Below are 24,364 nucleotides of genomic sequence, written 5' to 3'. Positions count from 1 at the left end.
TTTCCAAACGGCACCAACGTGGAATTCGTGAAGGTAATTAACCGAGGCCGTCTCAGACTGTGCGAATGGGAACGGGGCGCCGGGGCGACCGGTTCGTCGGGTACCGGCGCGGCCGCGGCGGTTTGCGCCATGGTCATATTGGGCCTGGCAAACCGAGAGAGCCGGGTAGAATTCCAGGCCGGCGAACTGGAAGTGAACTGGCGGCAGGATAATGTCATTGAACTTACCGGTCCGGTCCAATTCATAATGCGAGGAGAGTTCGAGTATCGCCGTTAGAGTGACAGCGAACCCGCCTCGCGAAGTGGACGCCATGCTTTTCGTGCTCGATAACTACGATTCGTTTACCTACAACCTGGTCCAGTACCTGGCGGAGACGGGCAGCGACGTGTGCGTGGCCCGGAACGATGAAGTGTCTGTCTCTGAGGTTCTCGCTATGAGGCCGTCGGGCATTGTCCTCTCACCTGGACCCGGCCGTCCGGAAAACGCCGGTATACTCGAAGCTCTGATTCGCGAGGCGGCCGGGAAGGTCCCGATTCTGGGCGTCTGTCTCGGCCACCAGGCCATCGGCCGAGTATTCGGTGCGCAAATAGAGTATGCGCCGTCTTTAATGCACGGGAAGACCTCGGTGGTCTGTCACGACGGGTCACTGCTTTTCAGAGGGGTAAACTCGCCGATGACCGCAGGGCGCTACCATTCGTTGGTGGTGGCGATGGAAACAGTGCCCCAGTTTCTCGCGGTTACCGCCTGGTCTGACGACGGGGTTGTCATGGGAATTGCGCACCGGCAATGGCCGGTGTACGGCGTGCAGTTTCATCCGGAATCAGTGCTGACACCATCGGGCAGGCAGATACTGGACAATTTCGTGGGTAGTCTTGAAACCTGATGATCACCCTGTTGGATTAACCGATGACCGTTGATCTACATCGTCGCACCGAAACGATCTCGCCTGGCGGAATCTGGAACCGAGCCAGGGGCGCGATCGACGCTTATATGGCCTCGGTGCAGATGTTCTCGCGCAACGCCCGGCTGTACCTGATCGGTTCGTTCCTCATAGGGTTCAACTACAGTGTCTTCGAACTGCTGCTGAATCTGTACTTGAAGGAGCTTGGGTTTGTCGAGGGGCAGATCGGCTACGTGCAGTCGAGCCGGGCAGTAGGAATGACCTTAATTGCCATTCCGGCCGCGATGGTGCTCAGCCGCATCAGTCTAAAACCGCTGCTGATTGGCTGCTGCCTGCTGATGACGTTCTTCTCGTATGGACTCACCACCTGGACTGAGTTTGAGTTCCTGCTTGGCTTTGGCCTGCTGGGAGGGATGGCGTTCGCCTTCTTCCGGGTGGCGTCCGGTCCTTTCTATATGAGGAACTCGACCCAGGCTGAGCGCACTCACCTATTCTCGTTCTCCTTTGGAACGCACTTGCTGGCCGGAATGATTGGCTCCTGGGGTTCGGGAAATCTGGTCAAACTAATTGGCGATCAAACCGGCAATATCATTCTCGGTTACCAGGTGACGCTCTACGTGGCGCTGGCGATCAGCCTCGCCGCGGTCATACCGCTCAGTCTCATAAAGGCCTCGCCGCCTTCGGCCGAAGAACATTGGTTCGGCCTGAACCGCGAACAGTTCCGTCGTCGCGGCGGATTCTACCTCCGCCTGACCACAGTTAACCTCCTGATCGGGATCGGGGCCGGTTTGATTATTCCGTTTTTGAATCTCTATTTTCGCGATCGGTTCGGTCTGTCCCCTGATCGGATCGGATTCTATTTCATTTTGCTGTCGTTCGGGATGCTGGCAGGCACGCTTTGCGGGCCGCTGATAACGCCACGCTTTGGTCTGGTCCGCACAATTGTATGGACCCAGATGGCGTCAATTCCGTTCATGCTGATCCTGGCGTACACCCACTCTCTTTACCTGGCGGTGCCGGCGTTTATCATACGCGGTGCGCTAATGAACATGGGGGTGCCGATAAACAACAACTTCAGCATGGAGCTCTCCGAAAAAGGGGAGCAGGGGCTGGTAAACGCCATTCTCATGATTTCCTGGACCGGTTCCTGGATGTTCTCGGTGGCGCTCGGCGGCAATCTCATCGAGAGGTACGGCTACACGGTGGTGCTCAATGTTGCCGTTGCGCTGTACGTGCTCGCCTCGCTGGCATACTATGTCTTCTTCTCGCGGGTGGAGAAACGCCGCGAGGACCGTAACGGCTGGTACCTCCCCGGGGATGCGCGGGTATAGACTCAGGTGCCGATCCCGCGCCCTAAGTCCTTTCTCTCGCAAAACTTACACCGCGGGCAGTTCGGCATATTATTGATTGCCTGATAGCCCCTGACACGAGATATTAGCCCCCGTCGAATGTGGGCCAGGAAGCTCGATGGTTAAGGACAGATACCAAAAGCAGTTCGCAGAAGCGGTTTCGGCCGCGTTCAAAGCGGCGTACCCGGACGCTCCGCAACCTCAGGGCGAAAGCGATGCGTTCGGTTTGCCTGCGCTATTGGCTCAGCTTGTTCCCCCCAAGGATCCGACCATGGGCCGGTTCTGCTTGCCGGTCTTTCGTTACAGTCGGTTGCTCAGGCAGAAGCCGGCCGATATAGCCGCCAGGCTGGGCCCGCTGATCAACAAGGCGCTGTCATCAGTTGACGCCGCGTCCTCGCTCCGGTGCGAGTCGATCGGCGGTTACCTGAACGCTCGAATCGACCCGGTCGCGTTTACCACCGAAGTGTTGTCAGAGATTCTCACCCGTGGCAACCGCTACGGCGATAGTGACCTTGGGAAAGGACAAATCAACCTGGTCGAGTACTCCTCGCCCAATATCGCCAAACCGTTCGGAATCGGACACCTTCGCTCGACAATCATCGGCCACTCGCTACGCCGGATCTACAAGAAGCTCGGCTATCACGCCCTCGGGATCAACTACCCGGGCGACTGGGGCACCCAGTTCGGCAAGATGATAGTCGCTTTCCGCAAGTGGGGCAGCGAAGAGATGCTTCAGGGAGACGCCGTCAAGAACCTGCTCCAGTTGTATGTCCGGTTTCATCGCGAGGCCCACGAAAACCCCGCGCTCGAGGACGAGGCCCGCCTGGCATTCAAAGAACTGGAGCAGGGTGGGCCAAGCGCGGTCGCTCTGTGGGAGCGGTTCAAACAGATTTCGTACGCCGAATTCAACCGCATATACGGATTGCTCGGTATAGAGTTCGACTGGACCTACGGCGAATCAGTGCTCAACGACCGGATGGAAGCGATGATTCAGCGGCTGGAGCGGGCCGGGCTGACCTCGCGATCCCAGGGCGCGCTGGTGGTCGATCTTGGCGAAACCAACCTGCCTCCGCTGCTCTTACGCAAATCCGACGGCGCCACGTTGTATGCTACCCGTGATCTGGCCGGCATCGAGTATCGATGGGAAAAATATCCCGGCTTCCATGAGTCACTGTATGTTGTAAATGTTGCCCAATCGGATCACTTCAAGCAGTGCTTTAAGGTCATCGCCAAGCTGGAAGACGCCGAGCAGGTCCCGCCCGACAAACGGATGAGCGGCCGGATCAGGCATGTCGACTTCGGTTGGGTGCGGTTCGACGGCCAGATGATGTCCACCCGCAGGGGTAACACCGTGTTACTCGAGGATGTCATTAATGAGGCAGCGCGGCTATCCAGCGATATGATCCGAGAGAAGAACCCCGAACTTCCGGACGCCGACAAGATCGCCCGCATGGTCGGTGTGGGGGCGGTCATCTTCTCGCAACTGTCTCTCAGGCGGCAGCGGGATATCGATTTTCGCTGGGCCGAGGTGCTCAATTTCGACGGCGAGACCGGGCCGTATCTTCAGTACACCCACGCCCGCCTCTGCTCCGTCATTCGCAAGTACGGCGCCGAAATCACCAGGGATGTCGATTTAGCGCTGTTGAACCAGCCGGAGGAACAACGGGTAATTGAGCTGCTTGCCGATTTCCCGGGTGTGGTTGTAGATGCCGGCGAACAGTACGAGCCTTATTTCATCTCGAGCCACCTGCTCAAGCTGGGCTCGGCATTCAACAAGGTGTATCAGCGCAAGGATGAGCAGGGACGGATAGATAAGATCATTTCTGACAACGCTGACCTCACCACAGCAAGAATGGCGCTGGTAAAATCGGTGCAGACCGTTATTAACGAGGGATTGTACCTTCTAGGGTTACAGGCCCCGGAAGCAATGTAGAGCGACACGATGACCTTATTGAGATCAAAGCTTGTTTGCGCCGGGGGAGTGCGATGTTAGTAGTCATGGCTCGATCGGCCACGCCCGATCTGGTGGCGAGGGTGTGCGAAGTGATCGAAAAGATGGGTTTGACCGCGCACCCGATGTTCGGCACGCTCAGAACCGCGATCGGTGTTACCGGCAACAAACAGCAGGTCGATTCCGACCGAATTGCCAACCTGCCCGGCGTGCAGGAAGTCATTCATGTCACCCGGGCCTATCACCTGGTCAGCCGCGAAATCCACCCCGATGACACGGTCGTGGACCTGGGCGGGGTGAGGGTCGGTGGGGACGAGTTCACGGTGATGGCGGGGCCCTGTTCAGTCGAAAGCGAAGAGCAGTGCTTCGCGGTGGCCGAGGTAGTTGCTCGGCAGGGCGTGAAGATCTTCCGGGGCGGGGCTTTCAAACCGCGCAGTTCACCGTATACGTTCCAGGGTCTGGGTGAGCAGGGCCTCCAGATTCTGGCCAGGGTTCGAGAGAAGTTCGGCCTCAAGATTGTCACCGAAGCAGTGGATACCGAGACAGTCGATCTCGTCGCTCGCTATGCCGACATGATCCAGATCGGCGCCCGCAACATGCAGAATTACTCGTTGCTCAAGAAGGCCGGCCGCACCGGAAAACCGATACTGCTAAAGCGGGGCCAGGCGGCCACGCTGGATGAACTGCTCTTGTCCGCCGAGTACATTCTGGCCGAGAACAACCACCACGTGGTCCTGTGCGAGCGCGGTGTGCGTACGCTGGCCAATCACAGCCGGAATACGCTCGATCTCTCGGCGATGCCATTCATAAAGAGCAACAGCCACCTGCCGATTATTGCCGATCCCAGCCACGGCACCGGTCGCCGCGAAAAAGTCATTCCGCTGTCGCGGGCGTCCATGGCGGTCGGCGCCGACGGCCTCATGGTCGAGGTTCACAATCAGCCGGAGTTGGCGCTTTCCGACGGCGCGCAGTCGATCACTCTGGAGATGTTCTGTCAATTGATGGCCGATCTCCGCCGGCTCGCTCCGGCTGTGGACAAGGTGTGCCCGTGAAACGCGATCTCAAGCCGGCCAGAAAAGTCTCAGGCGTTATGCGCGTGCCGGGAGACAAGTCGATAGCGCATCGCGCCGCGCTCATCTCGATTATCGCCGGAGGCCAGATAACGGTCCGCAACTTCCCTGACAACGCCGACTGTAATTCCTCGCTGGGCGCGGCGCAAGCGCTCGGTGTCACGGTTGCAAACGACGAAAACGGAACGATCACCCTCACTCCGCCGACAAGATTATCGGTCCCGCGTGACACGGTTATCGACTGCGGCAATTCCGGCACTACGGCCCGGCTTTTGGCCGGCTTGGTGGCGGGTACAAACCAGCGCGCAATCCTGTCCGGCGATGAATCGCTGTCTCGACGCCCCATGGCTCGCATCGTTGAGCCGCTGTGCGCCATGGGTGCGGAGATCACTGCCACCGACGGACACCTTCCCCTCATGGTGCAGGGGAGACCGCTCTTGCCGTTCGAGTACCGCCTCCCGGTCGCCTCGGCGCAGGTTAAGTCGGCCCTGCTTCTGGCCGGTGTGGCGGCGGGATGTTCGGTCGCGCTGCAGGAAGACGTTGTGACGAGAGATCACACCGAGTTGATGCTTTCGTACCTGGGCACCAGGATTGAGGTGCGCGAGATATCGCCGGTTCTGCAGCCGGATCCGGTCGACCCGCGCAAGAAACGTCGGATCATGCCCGAGGACTTCCAGCGCGAAATCCGCCTCGCTTCCCGCACCCGACCCGGTGGCGGCGAGCTGGACATACCGGGCGATATTTCCACCGCGTCGTTCTTTTTCGCCGCTGCGGCGCTCACTGGCGGGACAATCACGGTGGAACAGGTAGGGCTGAATCCGACCCGCACTGCTTTCCTGGAGCACCTTAAGAACATCGGCGTTCAGGTTTCGATTGCGAATCGCTCGGTCGTTTGCGGGGAACCGCGCGGCGATGTCACAGTTACCGGTGCCGAGTTGAAAGGGCGCAAAGTTTCGGGAGAAGATACCGCGGCCATGATCGACGAAATTCCGATCATCGCGGTTCTCGCTGCGTTCTCAAAAGGCGAGACGATTGTCCGCGACGCCGCTGAGCTCCGAGTAAAAGAGTCCGACCGGATTGAGGCAATCGCCTGGAACCTCCGTCAGATGGGAGTGCCGTGCGGGGTTCTCGAGGACGGGCTGATAATCGACGGGCGCAAGGATCCGAGCGGCGGCGATTTCAAGGCGTTTGGCGATCATCGTATCGCCATGGCCTTCTCCATTGCGGCGCTGGGCGCCGTTGGGCCGTCGACTCTTGACGATCCCGTCTCAGTGAACATCTCCTGCCCGGCGTTCTTTGAACTGCTGGCCCGTGTAGTGCGATGAAAATGCAGCGCTTTGCGTTGATCGGGTATGATATCAGTTACTCGCTCTCTCCCCGCATTTTCGCCGCCATATTCGCGCAGGCCGGGCAGCAGGGGCGATTTGAGCTGCACTCAGTGCCGCCGGGCACTCTTAAGGGCTACCTTCAGGCTCAGTTGAATTACACCATAACGGGTTTTGCGGTGACCATTCCGCATAAAGAGGCGATAGTCGAGCACATGCACCATCTCGACGCGGTAGCCCGGGCTACAGGCGCGGTCAATTCGGTGGTGGTTCGTGAGGGGTCGTTGTTCGGCTACAACACCGACTGTTATGGGTTCACGTACGCACTAAAGCGGACCGGGATTAGCGGGTTCAGCCGGGCCTTGATCCTCGGGTGCGGCGGGGGCGCCAGGGCGATTCTATGTGCTCTGCGGAGCGATTGCGCAGTGCGGCATTTCACCGTGTGGGGTCGGAGCACGCAGAAGCTCGAGACCTTTCGGCAGCACTTCCGGCGCGAATTACCTGATATCGACGTTACGTGCATTACCGACCTTACGACTTTCGCAGGAGATCGGGAAGGACTTCTAATCGTCAATTGCACACCGTTGGGAGGTCCGAACCACATAAACTCGAACCCGCTGCCCCTCAATGAAGACTGGGGGAACGCGGCGCTGTACGTGGACCTTAATTATAACAGCGACAACCGCATAATCGCTGCCCTTCGCGACGCCGGTGTCGCCACCGCCGACGGATCGGTCATGCTGGTCGCCCAGGCGCTAAGGTCCTACAAGCTGTGGACCGGAATCGATGTTGAATTCGATTCTGTTTACACGCAGGTGTTTCAAGATGAGTGATCGTCAGTCCAAGACTACGGACCAGGCCCAACGCTGGGTGTTTCTCATCGGTTTTCCCGGAGTCGGAAAGACGACCATTGGGAAGATTCTGGCCGGCCGGCTTGGCGCTCGCTTTATCGACCTTGATGAGAACCTGGAAAAGGCCATGCGCAAGTCGATTACAGCCGTTTTCCGGGAGCACGGGGAAAAGCACTTTAGATCACTCGAGCGTCTGCAGTTGATGAGGCTCTTGAGCAAGGGGCACGGGGGAGTGATCGCACTCGGCGGCGGGGCCTTTCAGTCGACCCAGGTGCGTGACCTGGCGCGGCAACATGCCACGACAGTCTACCTGAGCTGTACTCTGCGCGAGTTGTACCGTCGTATCGGCGATACAAAACATCGCCCGCTTCTGCTTGTCCGGCCGCGCCGGGGCGAGACCATTCGAGCGGCAAGCCTGCGGCACATGCGCGAGTTGATGGTTAAACGCCTCCAAAACTACCGGCGGGCCGATTTCACGGTATCCACCACTGGCAAGACCGTGCCGCAGATAGTCGATGAAATACTCAACATACTGGGCAATACGTATGATAAACACGATTGAAGTCAATACGCACGGTCTCACCTATCCTGTATTAGTAGGAGAGGAACTCGAGGCTGCGCTCGCCGACTTGCTTAAGCGCGCGTCACGGGGGAACTGTTGCTTTCTGATATTCGACGCCAACTTTTACGCCCTCCACGGGCAGAGACTGGTTGCGTCTCTACGTAAGACGAGACTGCGATACACTGAGTTCGTGGTGCCGTCGGGGGAGAAAACAAAATCAGACATCGTGCTGTCAGGGATATACGATTTCCTGCTGGGCGAGCGAATCAGCCGCGATGATCTCATTGTCGCAGTGGGCGGCGGTGTGACCAGTGACCTGGTTGGCTACGCCGCGTCAACTGTGCTCCGGGGAGTGAACTGGGCGGTAGTCCCAACGACCTTGCTGGGCATGGTCGATGCCGCGATCGGCGGCAAGACCGGTATCAATCACCGTCAGGGCAAAAACCTGATCGGCGCCTTCTGGCAGCCATTGTTTGTGTGTTGTGATGTCCGGTTTCTGATGACACTCTCCGAGCGGCAGATCGTGGCCGGACTCGGTGAAGTGCTTAAGTGTGCGGGACTGTCGGGATTGCCCGAAATTGCCATGCTTTCCGGATTTGTTCGCGACGGGGACTTGTATGATTCCAAGGCGCTGACTCATCTGGTTCATTTTTCCGCCGAATACAAGGCTGATGTGGTCAGCAAGGATGAGCGCGACACCTCCCGTCGGTTGGTGCTCAACTACGGCCATACGTTCGCACACGGGATTGAGAAGGCACTCGGCTACGGAAAACTGCTTCACGGTGAAGCGGTCATAATCGGTATCGACGCCGCCCTCGCTTTGGGGGAGCGCTGCGGTTATCGGATTCGCGGGCTGACAGCGTACCGGACGCTGGTAGGTACGATGATGGGGCTGCTGCCGAAACGGAAGATCGATCCTGCCAGGGTCATTGACGCGATGGCGCTCGACAAAAAGCGTCTTTCCGGCGAGCAGCGATTCGTCCTGCTTCGGCGGATCGGTTCTCCGGTGGTCGAGACAAACGTCAAACCGGCACTGGTGGCTGCGGCAATCGATGAAGCTATCTCGCGTTATCGCGAGTACGGAGACTCACATGCCTAAGATTCTGCTGGTCAACGGACCGAATCTGAACCTGCTGGGGAAGCGCAGCCCCGAGATATACGGCAGCACCTCGCTGGACCAGCTGGTGGCGCAGCTTGTTGAAGCCGCGGGTGCGGCCGGGTACGATCTGCTTCCGTTTCAGTCAAACCACGAAGGGAAGATAATCGACTTCATCCACCGTGAGGCCGGATCGGCCGTGGGACTGATCATCAATCCGGGCGCGCTCGGGCACTACAGCTACGCCCTGCGCGACGCTATCGAGGCGGTGGGGATTACTGCTGTCGAGGTGCACATATCTGATGTGCACGCCCGTGAAGAATTCCGACACAAGCTCGTGCTTGCCGATATGTGTGCGAAACAGTTTATCGGTATGGGCGTGACCGGCTACCACTCCGCACTCCGGTGGCTTATCGACCGGGCTAGACCGCCTGTCGGAGACCATTGATTCACAAGTAACATGAGTCAGCTTCAGGCCAAAGCGGATCGAAACCGCGAGCTCATCACGTCGGGGCCGATTATCAAGGCGATCTTATCGCTGGCCGTACCGGTGGTGGCGGGGATGTTTATGGAAATCGCGCTCGCTGTGGCCAACTTCTTCTGGGTCGGCTGGCTGGGACCGGCGGCCCAGGACGCAGTGACCTCGTCGCTGGTAATGGTGTGGACGGTGTTTTCGCTGACCGCAGTCGTAAGTATCGGGGTAACGGCGCTGGTTTCGCGGCATGTCGGCGCCGGCGAATTGGAACAGGCGGCCCACCACGGGCGGCAAGCCTTCTGGCTGGCGGGCATTATTGGGGGAGTGGTCAGCGCGGCGGGGGTTGTCTGGTCGCCGCAGTTGCTGGCGCTCATGAATGTGGCCGAGGCAACCCGCGCGCAGGCCCTGCCCTACCTGAGAATCTTTTTCGCCAGTTCTCTCCTCATCTTCCTATGCGAGACCACCTACGCGATCTTCCGAGCCTCCGGCGATACCCGCACACCGGTCAAAACCGGAATCACTGTAGTCGCGATCAATATCTGTCTCGATCCCCTGCTCATATTCGGCTGGGGGCCGTTTCCCGAGCTCGGCGTGCCGGGCGCGGCCGTGGCTACCACACTTGCCCTGGCGACAGGTGCCGTGCTGATTCTGAGACTTCTCCTTCTCGGCCGGGTCGGGTACTCGGTGGGAAATCCTCTCCGAGAGAGAGTCGGTGTGCGGAGTATCCTGAAGATTGCGCAGATCGGCGCACCGATCGCCAGCCAGCAATTTGTTTTCGTGCTCGTTTACTGGTTTCTGATTGGGTTCGTTCACAGATTTGGCGAGAACGCCGGCGCCGCTATGGGGATCGGCAACCGGATGGAGTCATTTTCCTACCTGACCTGTTACGGTTTTTCAATCGCCGCATCAACCCTGGTCGGACAGAACCTGGGCGCCGGCCGGCCGGAGCGGGCGGCGCGCTGCGCCTGGGGGGCGGTCGGACTGGGAGTAGGGCTCACCCTGATCTTCTCGGCCCTTTTCATCGGCTTTCCCGGACTCATAACCGGTGTGTTCACCAGCGATCCCGAGGTCCGCCGGATAGCCATCGACTACCTGATCATCCTGGGGATTTCCCAGTCGGCGATGGCGCTTGAGATCGTGCTCGAAGGGGCCTTCTCCGGCGCGGGGAATACCGTGCCGCCGATGCTCGTCATGCTGCCGGGTTCGCTCGCGCGCATTCCCCTCGCCTGGTATCTCGCGTTCGATCAGGGCTGGGGGATTAACGGCATTTGGTGGACCTTGACGATCACAACTACTGTCAAAGCGGTGCTGCTCGCCTGGTGGTTTTCGCTCGGACGCTGGAAGCGGAAGAAGCTGTGATATTCAGTTGACCGTCCTAATGGCGGTCGGTTAATTCTCGACATGAACCAGGTTGGCATCGCGGTCACCCTTGGCAGGGACACTCATCCGGCTCCGCCCGGCCACCCAGAGAACTACAATCGCCTGGCGCTTGTCACGACAGCCCTCGCTGAAGCTGGGATCAAGTCGCTCACCACGAATCTGGATGTGCGCGAGTTCGATGCGTCGATTCTGAAACGGGTACACGATTCAGCCTATGTTGACAGTTTGCAGAACTACCGGCGCAGCGAAATCAAACACCTCGATCCTGATACCTTTATGGGGCCACTTTCCTATGCCGCGTCGTGTGGTGTCACCTGGGCCGCGCTGAGCGCAGTCGACGAGGCTTTCGGCGGCGGGCCGAGGGTGTCTTTTATAATCGGGCGGCCTCCAGGGCACCACGCCGAAACCGACCGGGCCATGGGGTTTTGCCTTGTTAACCATGTAGCGGTTGCGGCTCAATATGCACTCGATTCGCATAATTGCCGGAGAGTGGCGGTGGTCGATTTCGATGTTCACCATGGCAACGGCACGCAGCACCTCTTCTACGACCGCAGCAACGTGCTGTATATCTCTACACACCAGTCTCCCTTTTATCCTGGCACTGGCGCAATAGGGGAGCAGGGCGTTGGCGACGGACTCGGTCACACCATGAACTTCCCGTTTTGGGCTGGAGCAGGCGATGCCGAACTGGTCGGGGTATTCCAGTCCGAAATCAGCGGCGCGCTAATTCGCTACGAGCCTGATATCATTATTGTATCGGCCGGGTTCGACGGTCATTATCTCGATCCGCTGGGAGGGTTCAGTCTGACCGGCGAGGGCTATCGCCAAATCGGCATTTGTCTGCGCCAGGCGGCTGACCACCAGTGCGGCTCACGACTGGTGTCGGTTCTCGAGGGCGGGTACAACCCGGAGGCCAATGTCGACTCGATTACCAACTACATAAGAGGTATTGCGCTGGCATGAGTACGAGATACGTGCGGTTCAAGGCGAGTGGACTCCCTGACGGAAGCTATGGAGTGATCAGGGAAGAGATAGTTGAGATGCTTGACAACCCGCCCTGGTTGGACAAAAAGCCGAACGGCGCAACGCTCCCGCTCTCCGAGATTACCCTCCTGGCGCCGGTGCAGCCGTCCAAGATCATTTGCATCGGACTGAACTACCATGCCCACGTGCAGGCATCGTTCTCAGCAGACAGCGCTCCGGAGAAACCGCTAATCTTCCTCAAGCCGCCGTCGGCAATTATCGGGCCGGAAGATGAGATTATACACCCGCCAGAATCCGAGCGAGTTGACTACGAGGCCGAATTGGGTGTTGTGATCGGCAAGCAGGGTCGGCACATTCCCGTCGAAAAGGCGAGAGATCATGTTTTCGGTTTCACCTGCGTCAACGATGTCACCGCTCGGGATCTTCAGAAGAAAGACAGTCAGTGGTCACGCGCCAAGGGGTTCGATACTTTCTGCCCCGTGGGCCCGTGGATTGTGCCTGATCTGGATTTCGAGGATGTCCTGGTCGAGGGCATTCACAACAGCGAGGTCAAGCAATCGGGGCGCACGTCGCGGATGATCTTTGGAATCCCCTACCTGATCAGCTATATCTCAGCAGTGATGACGCTGATGCCCGGCGATCTGATCTCCACCGGGACGCCGTCGGGGATCGCGCCGATGAAACCGGGTGACACGATCGAGGTTAGAATCGAAGGTATCGGAACCCTGCGAAACCGCATGGCGTAAAGCTGTTACGACGACTCGATTGTCGTCCTTCGGGCAACCAAACTTGTAGAAGAGTCGACATTCAAGCGAGATAAAGCACAGCAAATGAGCCTGAATTGACCGAGCGGTTATACTACAGAGATCCCGGATTGCTTGAGTTCGACGCGCGCATCACCGATGTCGGCCGTCGGGGGGACTCATACTATGCCGTTCTGGATCGTTCGGCGTTCTATCCCACATCGGGAGGGCAGAGCTATGACACCGGTACTCTCAACGGGGTCGCCGTGCATGACGTAATCGAGTCGGACGACGGCGACGTGTGGCATCTGACACAAGAGCAAGTAGGCGAGGTCGGCACCGCCGTACGCGGGGTGGTCGACAAGGAGCGACGCCGGCGCAACCGCCAGAACCACACCGCACAGCATATCCTGTCGGCGGCGTTTCACCGGCTCTATGGATTGCGAACGATGTCTGTTCATCTCGGCGACGAATACGGTGCAGTTGAGCTACAGGCCGACGCAATCACATGTGAGCAGTTGGCAACCATCGAGGACGAAGCCAACCGGATAGTTGCGGATAACCTGCCGGTGGAAATCATGTTCGTAGACAGCAGCCTGGTTGAGGCCTTGCCGCTCCGCAAAGAACCACAGCGGGAAGGCTTGCTCCGGGTGATTCGAATCGGTGATTTCGACTATTCCGCCTGCGGAGGAACGCATTGCAACACGAGCGGCGGCGTTGGGGTGATAAAGATCATTGGAGTGGAGAAGATTCGAGGACGGGCACTGGTCAAATACCTGGCGGGCAGCCTGGCGATCAGCGACTACCGCATGCGCTTTGGCGTGACTGATACACTGACCCGCACACTTACCTGCCACCCTACCGATATCCCTGACAAAGTTGCCAAACTCACGGGCGAGATCAGCGCCCTGCGAAAACAAGTGGCCGACCTGCAGCGGGAGCTTCTTCCAGCCAGGGCCGATTCGCTTTCGAAAGCCGCCACCAACGTTGGCCGCCACCAACTGATTTTCGAAAGAGTGAGCGATCTTGATGCGTCGGCTGTGTCGCGATTGGCCGGGTTGGCGGCGGACAAGATAAGTGGCCTTGCGGTGATCTTTTTCGAAGGCCGCCTGAGTATTGCTGCCGGTCAATCGAGCGGGCTTCACGCCGGCCAGCTGGCTAGGGAGCTTGGCACCCGATTGAGTCTCAAAGGCGGCGGGAATGAGCGAGTGGCCCAGCTTGGCGGGGCAGACATCACGGACTTGGAGGCGTATCGATCTGCGTTAAGATCGATCCTGGAGAATGCGTAGAGCCAGGTTGACAAATTCGGTTCTGCTCGTGATTCTGGCGGCGGCGGTTTCCCTCCACGCTCAGGCATCAAAGAAACTGGAGCTCTTGTACGCTGACGAAACCGAATTCATCTTTTCCAAGCTCCAGGATACCACGTTTGTGACCGGGTCGGTCGTGTTTGAGACCGAGTCGGGCATGATCTACTGCGATTCGGCCATGTGGGCCAAGGGAGAACTGGCGGTGCTTTGGGGGAGAGTGATTATCGACGATCGCGAGTATCGTCTCGTGGCCGACTCGGTTCGCTATGATCTTCGCACCGGACAGGCATTGGCGCGCGGAAGTTATGTCGAGTTGTGGTCGCGCACGGATTCGCTCTTTGCCGTCGGCACCCACGCCTTTTTTGATCGGGGCCGCAGTTACTTCTATATGCTGGAGCGGCCGACTGTCTACCTGAACTACCCCGACAGCAGCCGCATGATCGAAGTCATTGCCGATTTCGTGGAATACGACGCCACCCGCGAGGTCGCCGAAGCCGAGGGTACGGTGACAATTTCGTCGGATGAGTTCAACTCCTCGTCCGGTTGCGCCATCATGTATCCCCGGCGGCATGTGCTGGACCTGTTCGACGGACCGGTGATTCGCCGCAGACAATCGGAGATCAGGGGGCGGCTGATCAGTGTCGCTTCGGAGGGGAGTTATATTCGAACGGTCGACGTGATCGACTCCGCCTACGGGGAGTTTGTCGAGCCGGTGGCGCATTCGGACACGCTCTTTGACCGCTCCAAACTCTCGGGACGGCGCATCCTGATGGATTTTCTTGCGGGCGACCTGCGCACGGTTACTTGTTACACCCAGGCCTACTCCTGGTATTATCCCGCCAATTCCGCCGGGCAGGAAGAGGTGGAGAATTCAGTTTCGGGCGACACGATCCGCTTCCTGGTGAGCCACGAGCAACTGCGGCAGGTCGAGGTCATGGGCGGGGCGATCGGTGCGTATATGAGTACCAAGCGAACCCAGAAAGACACGACGGTAGTTGTAACCACCGACACTATCGACTATCAAGCCGACAAGATCACCTACAGTCTGATCGATTCCCTAATCACTCTCCGGCAGAACGCAAAAACAAAGTCCGGTGCGGTGGCGCTCGAAGCGTACCAAATTCAGCTCGACACCAAGGAACGTATTATTGAGGCGTACTCAGCGGCGCTCAAACGGGACACAGTCACGAGCGGCAATCTATTCGCCGATGCCTTGCAACCCAATGAGGTTCCGGTCGTGCTGGCTGACCGGGACCAGCGTATGTTCGGCGATTACCTGCGGTACTCCATCGATACCGAGAAGGGGCGCATTGTTACGTCCAAGTCAAACTACGAGACCGGGCTGTTTTACGGCGAGAACCTCCACCGCCAGCACAAAGACATTTTCTACCTAGACAATGGCCGTTATACAACGTGTGCTGCCAATGAACCGCACTTCCACTTCAGTTCCGACCATTTGAAGCTGATCGAGGGTAAGCGGCTTATCGCCCGGCCGGTGGTGCTCAATATCGGCCGCTTGCCCATACTGGCCCTGCCGTACTACGTATTCCCGCTGGAGAAAGGGCGGCACTCCGGAATCCTGCCGTTCTCGCTGGGCAATATCGAGCGGGGGGAGCGGTACATCCGTAACGTAGGTTACTATTGGGCCGCGTCGCAGTACTGGGACTGGCAGGGGGCGCTGGACTATTTCGAAGATCGGGAACGGCTCAATGTTTACAGTCGGTTGTCATACAAGAAAATCTACGCTTTCGACGGTTCCGTCGCTGGCAACTGGGGGCGGGAAACATCGTACGATTCCCGCAACGTACGCGAGTTTCGCAAGAGCCGTTGGACACTAAAGGCCACCCATAACCACGAAATCACCCCGTCGTTCAAAGTAAGCGCTACCGGCGATATCCGCTCCGACCCGACTTACTACAACGACTACTCAACCAACCTCCAGGAGCGGCTGAATCGGGTCGTCCGCTCGCAGGTCAACTTCACCAAGCGCTTCGGGAAGAGCGTCTCGATGTCGGGGACGGTGTCGCACGATGATCAACTCGATAAGGAGTCGCGCACCGATCGCCTGCCGTCGCTCAGCGTTACTCTGCCGCCGGTTCGCCCGTTTGGCAGCGGCGGGCTCGACGAGGAGGGGAAGCCGTCGCGCCGCTGGTACAACGAGCTGATTATTACCTATCGCCCCAGATTCGAGAACTTCTCGAGCCGGATCACGCGCGATTCCCTGGGCGCCGAATTCTCTGACACTACGATTGTTACCGATACGGTCATCACGACAGATACCATCACCGGCTTAGTCGATACGACCTATGTCGACTCGACTGTTGTCACCCGCATTCAGGACACGCTGTCCTACCGCAGCCGAAAAAAGTTCAGCCGCGCGGATCATTCAGTAACGGTGAGTTTTCCTCTAACCATAGCCAAGTACTTTATTCTTAATCCGAATCTGAACTACTCCGAGAATTGGGTGAAGATACATCGCACCGACCAGTCAGACGTGGCCGGTATCGACGCTTCCACCACATATCGCATGTATCGGTACGACGTAGGTGCATCGTTTTCGACCAAACTCTACGGAACCGTTCACCCCGGTCTGTTCGGTGTGACCGGTCTGAGGCAGGTGATCACCCCCGAGGTTACCTATCGCTTTGCACCCAAGAGCGACCGTCACCCGGTTGCTGCCGCATATGCGGGGGCATCAGCAAGGTCTACCTCTAAGAGCGAATCCGTTGGTCTGAGCCTGAACCATGTCTACCAGGCAAAGATCAGGGCTGATGCCGGGGAGCGAAACTACGAGCTGGTCTCGGTGACCCATTCGTTCAGTTACGATTTTGAGGGAATCGGTCGCAAGTACTCGCCCCTGTCAACCAGTCTCCGGTCGAACCTGCTGAAGAACATCCGGCTTACCGTTGATCTGTCCCATTCGCTTTACAAAACCCCGACTGGAAACGAACTTGATTTCTGGCATCCGCGTCTGATGAGCGTGAACGCCAACGCCACCCTCAGCCTGAGGGGGCAGCGCTTCTTGTTCGACGACGCGCAGGCGGCATCGCCGCTCGTAGCCGATTCTGCTCGGAGATTAGGCTTCTCAGGGCCGCGATCAGGTTCTGCCGGCGGGCGGGGATGGGATCTTTCTGCGACATATAGCTACAGCGAAACCGGCAAATTCAGCGGTATATTCCGGAAGTCGAGCTCGATTCGTTTGGCCCTTCTGTTCAGTCTGACTCCGACCACCCAAATCGACTACTCCGAGTATTACGACTTCGCAGCGAAGAAGACAATCGCCAACCAGGTGAGCATAGTTAAGACGCTGCACTGCTGGACCGGGACATTTCATTGGGTTCCAACCGGTTCGCTCCGCGGGTGGGGTTTCATGCTGTATGTTACCGCGCTGCCCGCTGTCAAAATCGACAACTCCCAGAGCACGCTCAGCAGCTCCTATTTCCAGGGCATGCGGTAGTGCCATCCCAACTAATATCTCCTGAATCGCGGGCGGCAAACCTCCCGGTCTACGGCTTCCAGAGCCTTCTTCGATAAACGGGCTGACGAGGACGTCCGCGGCGCACGGAGTACACAAATCTACAGTCTATAAAGCAAATTTCCCCAATTGGTGCGGGTTTCCGGCTTGTTTTGTTGTTGACAGGTTCACTCTACCTCCGGTTTTTGAACCCCAGTTGAAGATTAAACAGGTCACACCCTCACTCAAAGAAAGGAAGTAGCCATGACCAAGGATGAAATGATCGCCATCATGGCTGAGACATCCGGTATTACCCGGAAGCAGGCGACCCAGGCCCTGGAGGCGTTCATGGAGAACGTGACGCGGAGTCTAAAGAAGGGCACCAAGGTCAGCTTCTCCGGATTCGGTACCTTTGCCATTTCGAACCGCAAGGCCCGCACCGGCAGGAACCCGCAAACCGGCGCGGCCATCAGCATTCCGGCCACCCGGGTGCCGGTTTTCAGAGCCGGCAAAAACCTCAAGGAGGCAGTGCGGAAGTAACGATATCGTCCTGAATGGCAGGAGGCAGGTTGTACTGGCCTGCCTCCTTTTTTACCTCAGATCAACCTATGGGCAAGCGCAAAAGCCAGAGTTTGTCGAATCGGTGGCGCCGCTTGACCGGCGGACTGGTGTTTATCGCCGCCGTACTTATCCTCGTAGCGCTGGCTACCCACAGTAGTGTCGATGATGCCCGCATCAAGGGAGAACTCGACCGCTTTCTCGATCCCTTTGAAATACAGTACCGCAACCAGGGGGGTATGCTGGGAGCATATCTGTCCTATGCGCTGATGGTCGTACTGGGGTGGCTGTCGTTTTTCATACCGCTCGGTTTGTTTCTGCTGTCCTTACGTCTGTTTTCAACAGAACCGGCGGCATATATGCGCCTCACCGGGCTGGTCTCGTTCCTGGTCGCTGTTCTGGGCACCGTTGTATACAACGTCTCGCATCTGTCCACACCGCTCTTGGGCATGGAGAGCGGCGCGATCGGCGGTTATGCACTGGTCAAGCTAACCGCCGTCTGCCTTAAGGTGCTGGGAACCGCCGGAACTTATGTCGTCTGCGGCGGTCTGATCGTGGTGTTGCTGCTGACCTTTACGTCCGTGCACCACCTGTTAAGGTGGGGACAAAGCGATTCCCAACCGGGCTGGATTCGCCACCTCGGCATTTCAGCATGGGCGGCGATCAAACGGTTCTTTTCGTTCGACTGGCTCTCCGGCGGTGCAGTCACGGAGGACACGGAAGGACGGAATGAGGATGAAGAGCACGCGGAATCGATTCCGAGCGACCTTGACCTCCCTGAAGACGAGATGGTGGAAAGTGAAGCCGGTGAGTTGACTGACAAATCGGGCGAAATGCACACCGGTCGAAGGCGCACCACACTGAAACGGCCTGCGGAGAAAATTCATATCGAGTCGATGAAGTACGAATACCCCGGCCTTGATCTCCTCAACGACCCGCCGGAGAGTTCCGTTACGGTCAGCGACGACGAACTCCAGATGACCGCGCGAATGCTTAAGGAAACGCTTGAGACTTTTCAGATATCAATCGAGGGAGCAATCACTTCCAGCCCCGGTCCGATCATCACACGGTTTGAATTCAAACCGGGTGCAGGGGTCAAAGTCAATCGCATAGTGAGTCTGGCCGATGATCTCGCGCTCGCGCTAAAGGCGAAGCGCATCAGGATTGTCGCCCCCATTCCCGGCAAGGCGGCGGTCGGTGTGGAGATTCCGAACCGCCACACGCAGTCTGTTTATCTAAAGGAACTGCTCAGCACCGAGGAGTATCACGATAATCGCCTTCGCCTGCCGCTGGCGCTCGGCAAAACCATTAACGGCAAGCCGTTCGTGACCGACCTGGCCAGGATGCCGCACTTGCTGATCGCGGGGGCTACCGGCTCGGGCAAGTCGGTCTGCATGAATACGCTGATTACGTCGCTCATTTACAAGCTCCACCCGCTGCATATTCGTTTCGTGTTTATCGACCCCAAGATGCTCGAACTCTCAGTCTACGCCAACATACCGCACCTCGGACGCCCCGTGATTACCAGTCCGAAACGAGCCGAGCAGGTACTGGCGGACATCGTGGTCGAGATGGAAAAACGATATCGCCGCCTGGCCGAAGGCGGCGTGCGCAATATCGAGGACTACAACCGCCGCCAGTCCAAAGAGGAGGAAAAGCTCCCGTACATAGTGGTGTGTGTGGATGAGCTGGCCGATTTGATGATGGCGGCCACATCATCCAAGGTGGAGACCCTGATAACCCGTCTGGCTCAGATGGCCCGTGCGGTCGGCATCCACCTGGTCCTGGCCACCCAGCGGCCATCGGTGGACGTAATCACCGGTCTGATCAAGGCGAATTTCCCGGCGCGAATTGCGTTTCAGGTGGCCAGCAAGGTCGATTCGCGGACCATTATAGACGCCAACGGCGCGGAAAAGCTGCTCGGCTCAGGGGATATGCTGTTCCTGAGCACCGGCCACCCGGAACCAACCCGTCTTCATGGTGCTTACATCTCCAGCGAGGAAACCGACAAAATAGTCGAATTCATCAAGGAGCAGGGACTCCAGATGATGGCTCTCGAGGGCATCTCCCAGGCGACCGGTGACAACGCCGAGGCGGAGGTCGATTTAGGTGATCCGCTGTTCCGCGAGGCCTGCGAGGTGGTTATCAGACACAAGCAGGGATCAGTCTCGCTGTTGCAGCGGAGGCTTGGAATCGGCTACCAACGAGCGGCGCGGCTGATCGATAAGCTGGAGCAGGCGGGCGTGGTTTCGCCGTTCGACGGTTCCAAGGCGCGTGATGTAATCGTGGATCAGGCGTATGTCGACGCCATGTTCTCCGGCTCGCCCGGCGAGCCGGCCGACCGTTCGTCCTGAACTTATCTTCTCGCGGCGACGTATAATCTCCGATGATAAGATCAATTATACCCCTGGTGCTTGCTACTGCTTTATCAGCGGCTGCCCAGGAACCGGGCGACCCGTTTGAGCAGGTCAAGGCAAATATGATCCGTGCGGCCTGTTGTCGCTTTGAGTTCCTGTCGATTATCGAATCGCAGGTGTTCGAATCGGTGGATACTACTGAGGGTATGGCGTTGATCGCCGCCGACGGGCGGTATTTCATCAGAGTTGGCAGCGACCAGTACCTGAAGACAGCAGACAAACTGTATAGCTATTCCGGACAGGAAAACCAAGTGACGGTCGAAGTTGTATCCGATAACGCTTCATCTCACGAAACCGTGTCATTTGTTACCCGGTTAGACGACTATTATTCAGCTTCTGAGCGCACCCCCGACCGGGAGTACTACCTGGCGCGGCGCGACTCGAGTGCCTCCAACCTTCCGGATTCGATGATCGTTGTCCTGACGGGCAAAAAACCGCGCCTGGAACGGCTCGAGTATTACGACATAAACGACGACCTGAATCGCATTGTCTTCACAGGCGTTGAGTATCTCGATCGCTGCGACGGGAGCACTTTTATGCCTCGCTTTCCCGATTCAGCCCAGGTTATCAACCTGCAGTAGAAACGGCCGTGAAGTTCTTCATCCATAAGCTGGGGTGTCCCAAGAACGACGTTGACGCCGATTATATCGCCGCGCGACTGGTCGACGCCGGACATACGCCGGTGAGCGCTCCGAATCTGGCGGATACTATAGTGGTAAACACCTGCGGATTCATCAACGACGCCAAGGAAGAATCGATCGACGCCATACTCGATCTGGCGCAGCTCAAGAAGCAGGGTCGGCTCAAGACGATTTATGCTTCCGGCTGCCTTAGCCAGCGGTATGGCGATCAGATGCTCGCTCAGATGCGAGAACTCGACGGCGCCTTCGGTCTGGGTGAGGTCGAGGCGATCGCGGAAGCGGTAACGGTTTCCGGACGACCGCGCAAAGTCGTTCGCCACGATGTGCGCGAGCTGGCGTACCTCGACTGGCCGAGCCGCTTTCTGACCGATTCGTTTCCGTACGCCTATATCAAAATCTCGGATGGGTGCGACCGCCTGTGCAGCTACTGCGCGATACCCCAGATGCGCGGACCGTACCGGAGCCGGCCGCTGGCACCGATTGTCACCGAAGCCCGGTTCCTGGCGACCAACGGCAAACGGGAATTGATACTCGTATCACAGGAAGCGACTCTGTGGGGATCCGATCTGGGCGGCAAACCTCGGCTGGTGGATCTGCTGGGGGCTCTTGAATCTGTCGACGGTATTGCCTGGATTCGCCTGCTCTACCTGCATCCGGCGCGCACCGACCGGGAGCTGGTCGATTACATGGCCGACGGAACCAAGACGTTAGATTATTTCGATCTCCCGCTGCAACATGTGAGCACTCCGGTGCTTCGGCGGATGAAGCGCGAGTCCAATCGCCGCACTATCGAACGTCTCTTGACGGATATTGAGAAAAAGGCCCCAGACGCAACCGTGCGAGTGAGTTTCATGGTGGGATTTCCGGGCGAGACCGACGCGCAATTCGAGGAGTTGTGTGATTTCGTGACCGAGCGCCGTTTTGACCGCCTCGGCGTCTTCACGTTTTCTGCAGAAGAGGACACCGCCGCAGCCAAACTAGCTAAACAGATCCCGGAGAAGATCAAGATCGAGCGCTGTGACCACCTGATGACCCTGCAACAGGTGATTGCCTTTGAGAAGAATAACTCCTTGATCGGTATTGAGACCGAGGTTATCATTGACACCGTAGAGTCCGAGACGCGGGCAGAAGGCCGCACTTCGGGGGACGCCCCCGAAATAGACCAGATTGTCCTGGTCCAGGGGCACGACCTCCGCGTCGGTGAGATCTGCCGGGTGCGGATTGAGCACGCCGATGGATACGACTTAACCGGAACCAAAGTGGCTTAGATACCATGATCCAATTCGAAAAGCTGGGCATATTCCTATCGCGGCCGATCGCCTTTCTGCTGGTGCTGATTTACCTAGTGCAGTCCGGCCTGCTGGTGTATCTCATCACTGATAAGTTCGACCTCGAAGAGCAGATTTCTTTTCAGCAAAAGCGGATCCGCGAACTGGAAGAACGCATTCAGATTCTGAAGGCAATCGATGATTTCCAGATTGGCTTCAACCAGGACGAGAAAAACAAGCTCGGCGATGTCGTCTATTCGGAGAGCCGGAAATACGGCTACGACCCGATGTTTGTCATGGCGATCATCCTGACCGAATCATCGTTCCGCAAAGACCAGGAATCTCCCAAAGGGGCACTGGGTCTGATGCAGGTAGTGCCGTATGTCGGCGCCGAAGTGGCTCCGCGCGCCGGAGTAGACTGGGACGGCTCGGAAACCCTGCACGAATCGGAGTCCAACATCAAACTGGGCACGCGGCTTCTGTTCGAGCAGATTCTCAAATTCGGCGATGTCAAGAAGGCGCTGGTGGCCTACAACATGGGCGAGACCGCGCTGCGCGACCTGATGCGACGCAACGAGCCGCTCCCCCGGCGGTATCTTCGCGCGGTCGAGGAAAACTACCGCATGTTGAAGGAGACCTACAAGGTTTGACCCCTCGGCGACATATCCACATGGTATTTCTGCTGCTGGTTGTAATCCTGGCCGGCTGCGGTGGGAAAACGAATTTAGCCAAGCTCAGCTCCCGCGAGTTATTTGAGCTGGGCATGGAGAAGTACAAAAAGAAGAAATACCTTGAGGCGATTGAGGCCCTGCAGGCGACTATCTTTAACTACCCGGGGGAGAGCCAGATCGACACGGCCCAGTACTACCTGGCGCTGTCGTATTTCGGCAACGAAGATTATGTCCTGGGACAAGTGGAATTCAACCGCCTGCTGACGAACTACCCGGCATCACCGTTCGCCCCTCAGGCTCAGCTTATGAAGGCGGTCTGTTTCTTCAAAGGTACGCCCAATCACTACGGACTCGACCAGACCGATCTCCAGACGGCCATCACCCAGTTTGAAGACTTCATACTTGACTATCCCGAGTCGGAAGCTGTCCCGGAGGCGAATCACTATCTCAAGGAGGCACGCACGCGGCTGGCTCACAAGTATTATGAGAGTGGCATTGTCTATATCCGCCTCAGCGACTATACTGCCGCCCGTACCTATTTCCAGAAAGTAATCGACGAGTACACCAACACCGAATACGCCGCTGATGCCACCTACCAGATCGCCGAGACGTATTACCGTCAGAGGAACTGGGACAAGGCCAACGAGCTGTTTTCCAACTTCGGGACAATCTGGCCCGAACACCGCTGGGCCGCCGACGCCGCCGAAAGGGCCTGTGAGGCCGCGTTTCAGGGCGGTGAAGAGGCTCTCCGCGCGGGCGAGTCAACTGTAGCGCGCCGTCGCTTTGAACGCTTCCGCACCGCTTGCGGGCAGGACACCGACAGACTGAAAAAGGTCGAGGAGTACCTGCAGATGATCGGCAATCTCCCGGTCGTTGAGGTGGATTCCACCGATGCCGGCTCCTAAGCCGGGCGAGCGGTGGGGAATTCTCGGCGGGGCGTTTGATCCTGTCCATAACGGCCATCTGGCTCTCGCTCAAAACATCATGTTCCTTCGCCGGCAGAGTGGAGTCTTCCTGGTGCCAACTGTCGACCCGCCGCATCGGACCCAGCTGCCAGTGGCTTCATTCGACCATCGTTTGGCGATGGCACGACTGGCCGCGGATGAACTAGACGGCATCGAAGTCAGTGACGTAGAGAAGACCACCCCCCGTCCCAGCTACACTCTGCACACGGTGCGAGCGCTTCGCGCGCGCTATCCCGGCGTGGAACTGGAGTTGACAATTGGCGCCGATCAACTAAGCCAGCTAAAATCCTGGTATCTATGGGAGACGCTATTGAGTGAAATCAAGCTCCTGGTTGGTCTGCGCCCCGGCGCCCCGGTCGGCGATTTGTCTGCTTTCCCCGAAAACTGTATCCAGAT

At 58.0% G+C, this 24,364-nt stretch carries 22 protein-coding genes; all 22 read left to right on the top strand.

All coding sequences use genetic code 11. The features are described from left to right. Positions 1-276 (top strand): diaminopimelate epimerase (locus tag AB1772_10425; protein ID MEW5796760.1); only part of this gene is annotated, 276 nt, incomplete at its 5' end. Between the two features lie 34 nt (positions 277-310). After that, entirely contained in the window at positions 311-883 is a 573-nt protein-coding gene (locus tag AB1772_10420; protein ID MEW5796759.1) for an aminodeoxychorismate/anthranilate synthase component II, read from the top strand. A gap of 23 nt (positions 884-906) precedes the next feature. Further along, complete coding sequence (locus AB1772_10415; protein MEW5796758.1) at positions 907-2,232, top strand: MFS transporter; 1,326 nt, start codon at positions 907-909, stop codon at positions 2,230-2,232. A 136-nt stretch (positions 2,233-2,368) separates the two neighbouring features. Further along, positions 2,369-4,183, top strand: a complete 1,815-nt coding sequence (gene argS / locus AB1772_10410; GenBank protein MEW5796757.1) for an arginine--tRNA ligase — start codon at positions 2,369-2,371, stop codon at positions 4,181-4,183. 65 nt (positions 4,184-4,248) lie between these two features. Further along, positions 4,249-5,253, top strand: a complete 1,005-nt coding sequence (gene aroF / locus AB1772_10405; GenBank protein ID MEW5796756.1) for a 3-deoxy-7-phosphoheptulonate synthase — start codon at positions 4,249-4,251, stop codon at positions 5,251-5,253. Next, positions 5,250-6,596: a 3-phosphoshikimate 1-carboxyvinyltransferase gene (aroA, locus tag AB1772_10400; protein MEW5796755.1), complete on the top strand. Its 1,347-nt coding sequence runs from the start codon at positions 5,250-5,252 to the stop codon at positions 6,594-6,596. Before aroF ends, aroA begins: the two co-directional genes overlap by 4 nt. Beyond that, on the top strand, positions 6,593-7,429 hold the full coding sequence (locus AB1772_10395; GenBank protein ID MEW5796754.1) for a shikimate dehydrogenase: 837 nt from the start codon (positions 6,593-6,595) through the stop codon (positions 7,427-7,429). The genes aroA and AB1772_10395 overlap by 4 nt, the downstream gene beginning before the upstream one ends. After that, a complete protein-coding gene (locus AB1772_10390; GenBank protein MEW5796753.1) occupies positions 7,422-8,009 on the top strand; it encodes a shikimate kinase in 588 nt (195 codons plus the stop codon). Before AB1772_10395 ends, AB1772_10390 begins: the two co-directional genes overlap by 8 nt. Then, entirely contained in the window at positions 7,963-9,108 is a 1,146-nt protein-coding gene (locus AB1772_10385; GenBank protein MEW5796752.1) for a 3-dehydroquinate synthase family protein, read from the top strand. Before AB1772_10390 ends, AB1772_10385 begins: the two co-directional genes overlap by 47 nt. Beyond that, positions 9,101-9,553: a type II 3-dehydroquinate dehydratase gene (aroQ, locus tag AB1772_10380; protein MEW5796751.1), complete on the top strand. Its 453-nt coding sequence runs from the start codon at positions 9,101-9,103 to the stop codon at positions 9,551-9,553. Before AB1772_10385 ends, aroQ begins: the two co-directional genes overlap by 8 nt. Before the next feature lie 12 nt (positions 9,554-9,565). Continuing rightward, positions 9,566-10,939 (top strand): MATE family efflux transporter, encoded by a 1,374-nt coding sequence (locus tag AB1772_10375; GenBank protein ID MEW5796750.1) that lies wholly within the window; start codon positions 9,566-9,568, stop codon positions 10,937-10,939. Between the two features lie 42 nt (positions 10,940-10,981). Next, positions 10,982-11,923: a histone deacetylase gene (locus AB1772_10370; protein MEW5796749.1), complete on the top strand. Its 942-nt coding sequence runs from the start codon at positions 10,982-10,984 to the stop codon at positions 11,921-11,923. Further along, complete coding sequence (locus AB1772_10365) at positions 11,920-12,690, top strand: fumarylacetoacetate hydrolase family protein (protein ID MEW5796748.1); 771 nt, start codon at positions 11,920-11,922, stop codon at positions 12,688-12,690. The genes AB1772_10370 and AB1772_10365 overlap by 4 nt, the downstream gene beginning before the upstream one ends. 95 nt (positions 12,691-12,785) lie before the next feature. Next, on the top strand, positions 12,786-13,976 hold the full coding sequence (locus AB1772_10360; GenBank protein ID MEW5796747.1) for a DHHA1 domain-containing protein: 1,191 nt from the start codon (positions 12,786-12,788) through the stop codon (positions 13,974-13,976). A gap of 7 nt (positions 13,977-13,983) precedes the next feature. Continuing rightward, on the top strand, positions 13,984-17,451 hold the full coding sequence (gene lptD / locus AB1772_10355; protein ID MEW5796746.1) for an LPS assembly protein LptD: 3,468 nt from the start codon (positions 13,984-13,986) through the stop codon (positions 17,449-17,451). Positions 17,452-17,712: 261 nt separating this feature from the next. Then, complete coding sequence (locus AB1772_10350) at positions 17,713-17,988, top strand: HU family DNA-binding protein (protein MEW5796745.1); 276 nt, start codon at positions 17,713-17,715, stop codon at positions 17,986-17,988. Between the two features lie 68 nt (positions 17,989-18,056). Then, the gene (locus AB1772_10345; GenBank protein MEW5796744.1) at positions 18,057-20,360 is read left to right on the top strand and encodes a DNA translocase FtsK 4TM domain-containing protein; all 2,304 of its coding nucleotides are present in this window, start codon (positions 18,057-18,059) and stop codon (positions 20,358-20,360) included. A gap of 32 nt (positions 20,361-20,392) precedes the next feature. Next, positions 20,393-21,004, top strand: coding sequence for a hypothetical protein (locus tag AB1772_10340; protein ID MEW5796743.1), 612 nt, complete (start codon positions 20,393-20,395; stop codon positions 21,002-21,004). Positions 21,005-21,012: 8 nt separating this feature from the next. Beyond that, on the top strand, positions 21,013-22,332 hold the full coding sequence (gene rimO, locus AB1772_10335) for a 30S ribosomal protein S12 methylthiotransferase RimO (protein MEW5796742.1): 1,320 nt from the start codon (positions 21,013-21,015) through the stop codon (positions 22,330-22,332). Between the two features lie 5 nt (positions 22,333-22,337). After that, complete coding sequence (locus AB1772_10330; protein ID MEW5796741.1) at positions 22,338-22,982, top strand: lytic transglycosylase domain-containing protein; 645 nt, start codon at positions 22,338-22,340, stop codon at positions 22,980-22,982. Beyond that, entirely contained in the window at positions 22,979-23,908 is a 930-nt protein-coding gene (gene bamD, locus AB1772_10325; protein MEW5796740.1) for an outer membrane protein assembly factor BamD, read from the top strand. Before AB1772_10330 ends, bamD begins: the two co-directional genes overlap by 4 nt. After that, a partial coding sequence (gene nadD, locus AB1772_10320; protein MEW5796739.1) for a nicotinate (nicotinamide) nucleotide adenylyltransferase occupies positions 23,895-24,364 on the top strand: 470 nt, incomplete at its 3' end. The genes bamD and nadD, both read left to right, overlap by 14 nt.

The sequence above is a fragment of the Candidatus Zixiibacteriota bacterium genome (assembly GCA_040752815.1).
In the GTDB taxonomy this organism is placed as follows: domain Bacteria; phylum Zixibacteria; class MSB-5A5; order GN15; family FEB-12; genus JAGGTI01.
This window is presented reverse-complemented; position numbering and strand designations above follow the sequence as displayed.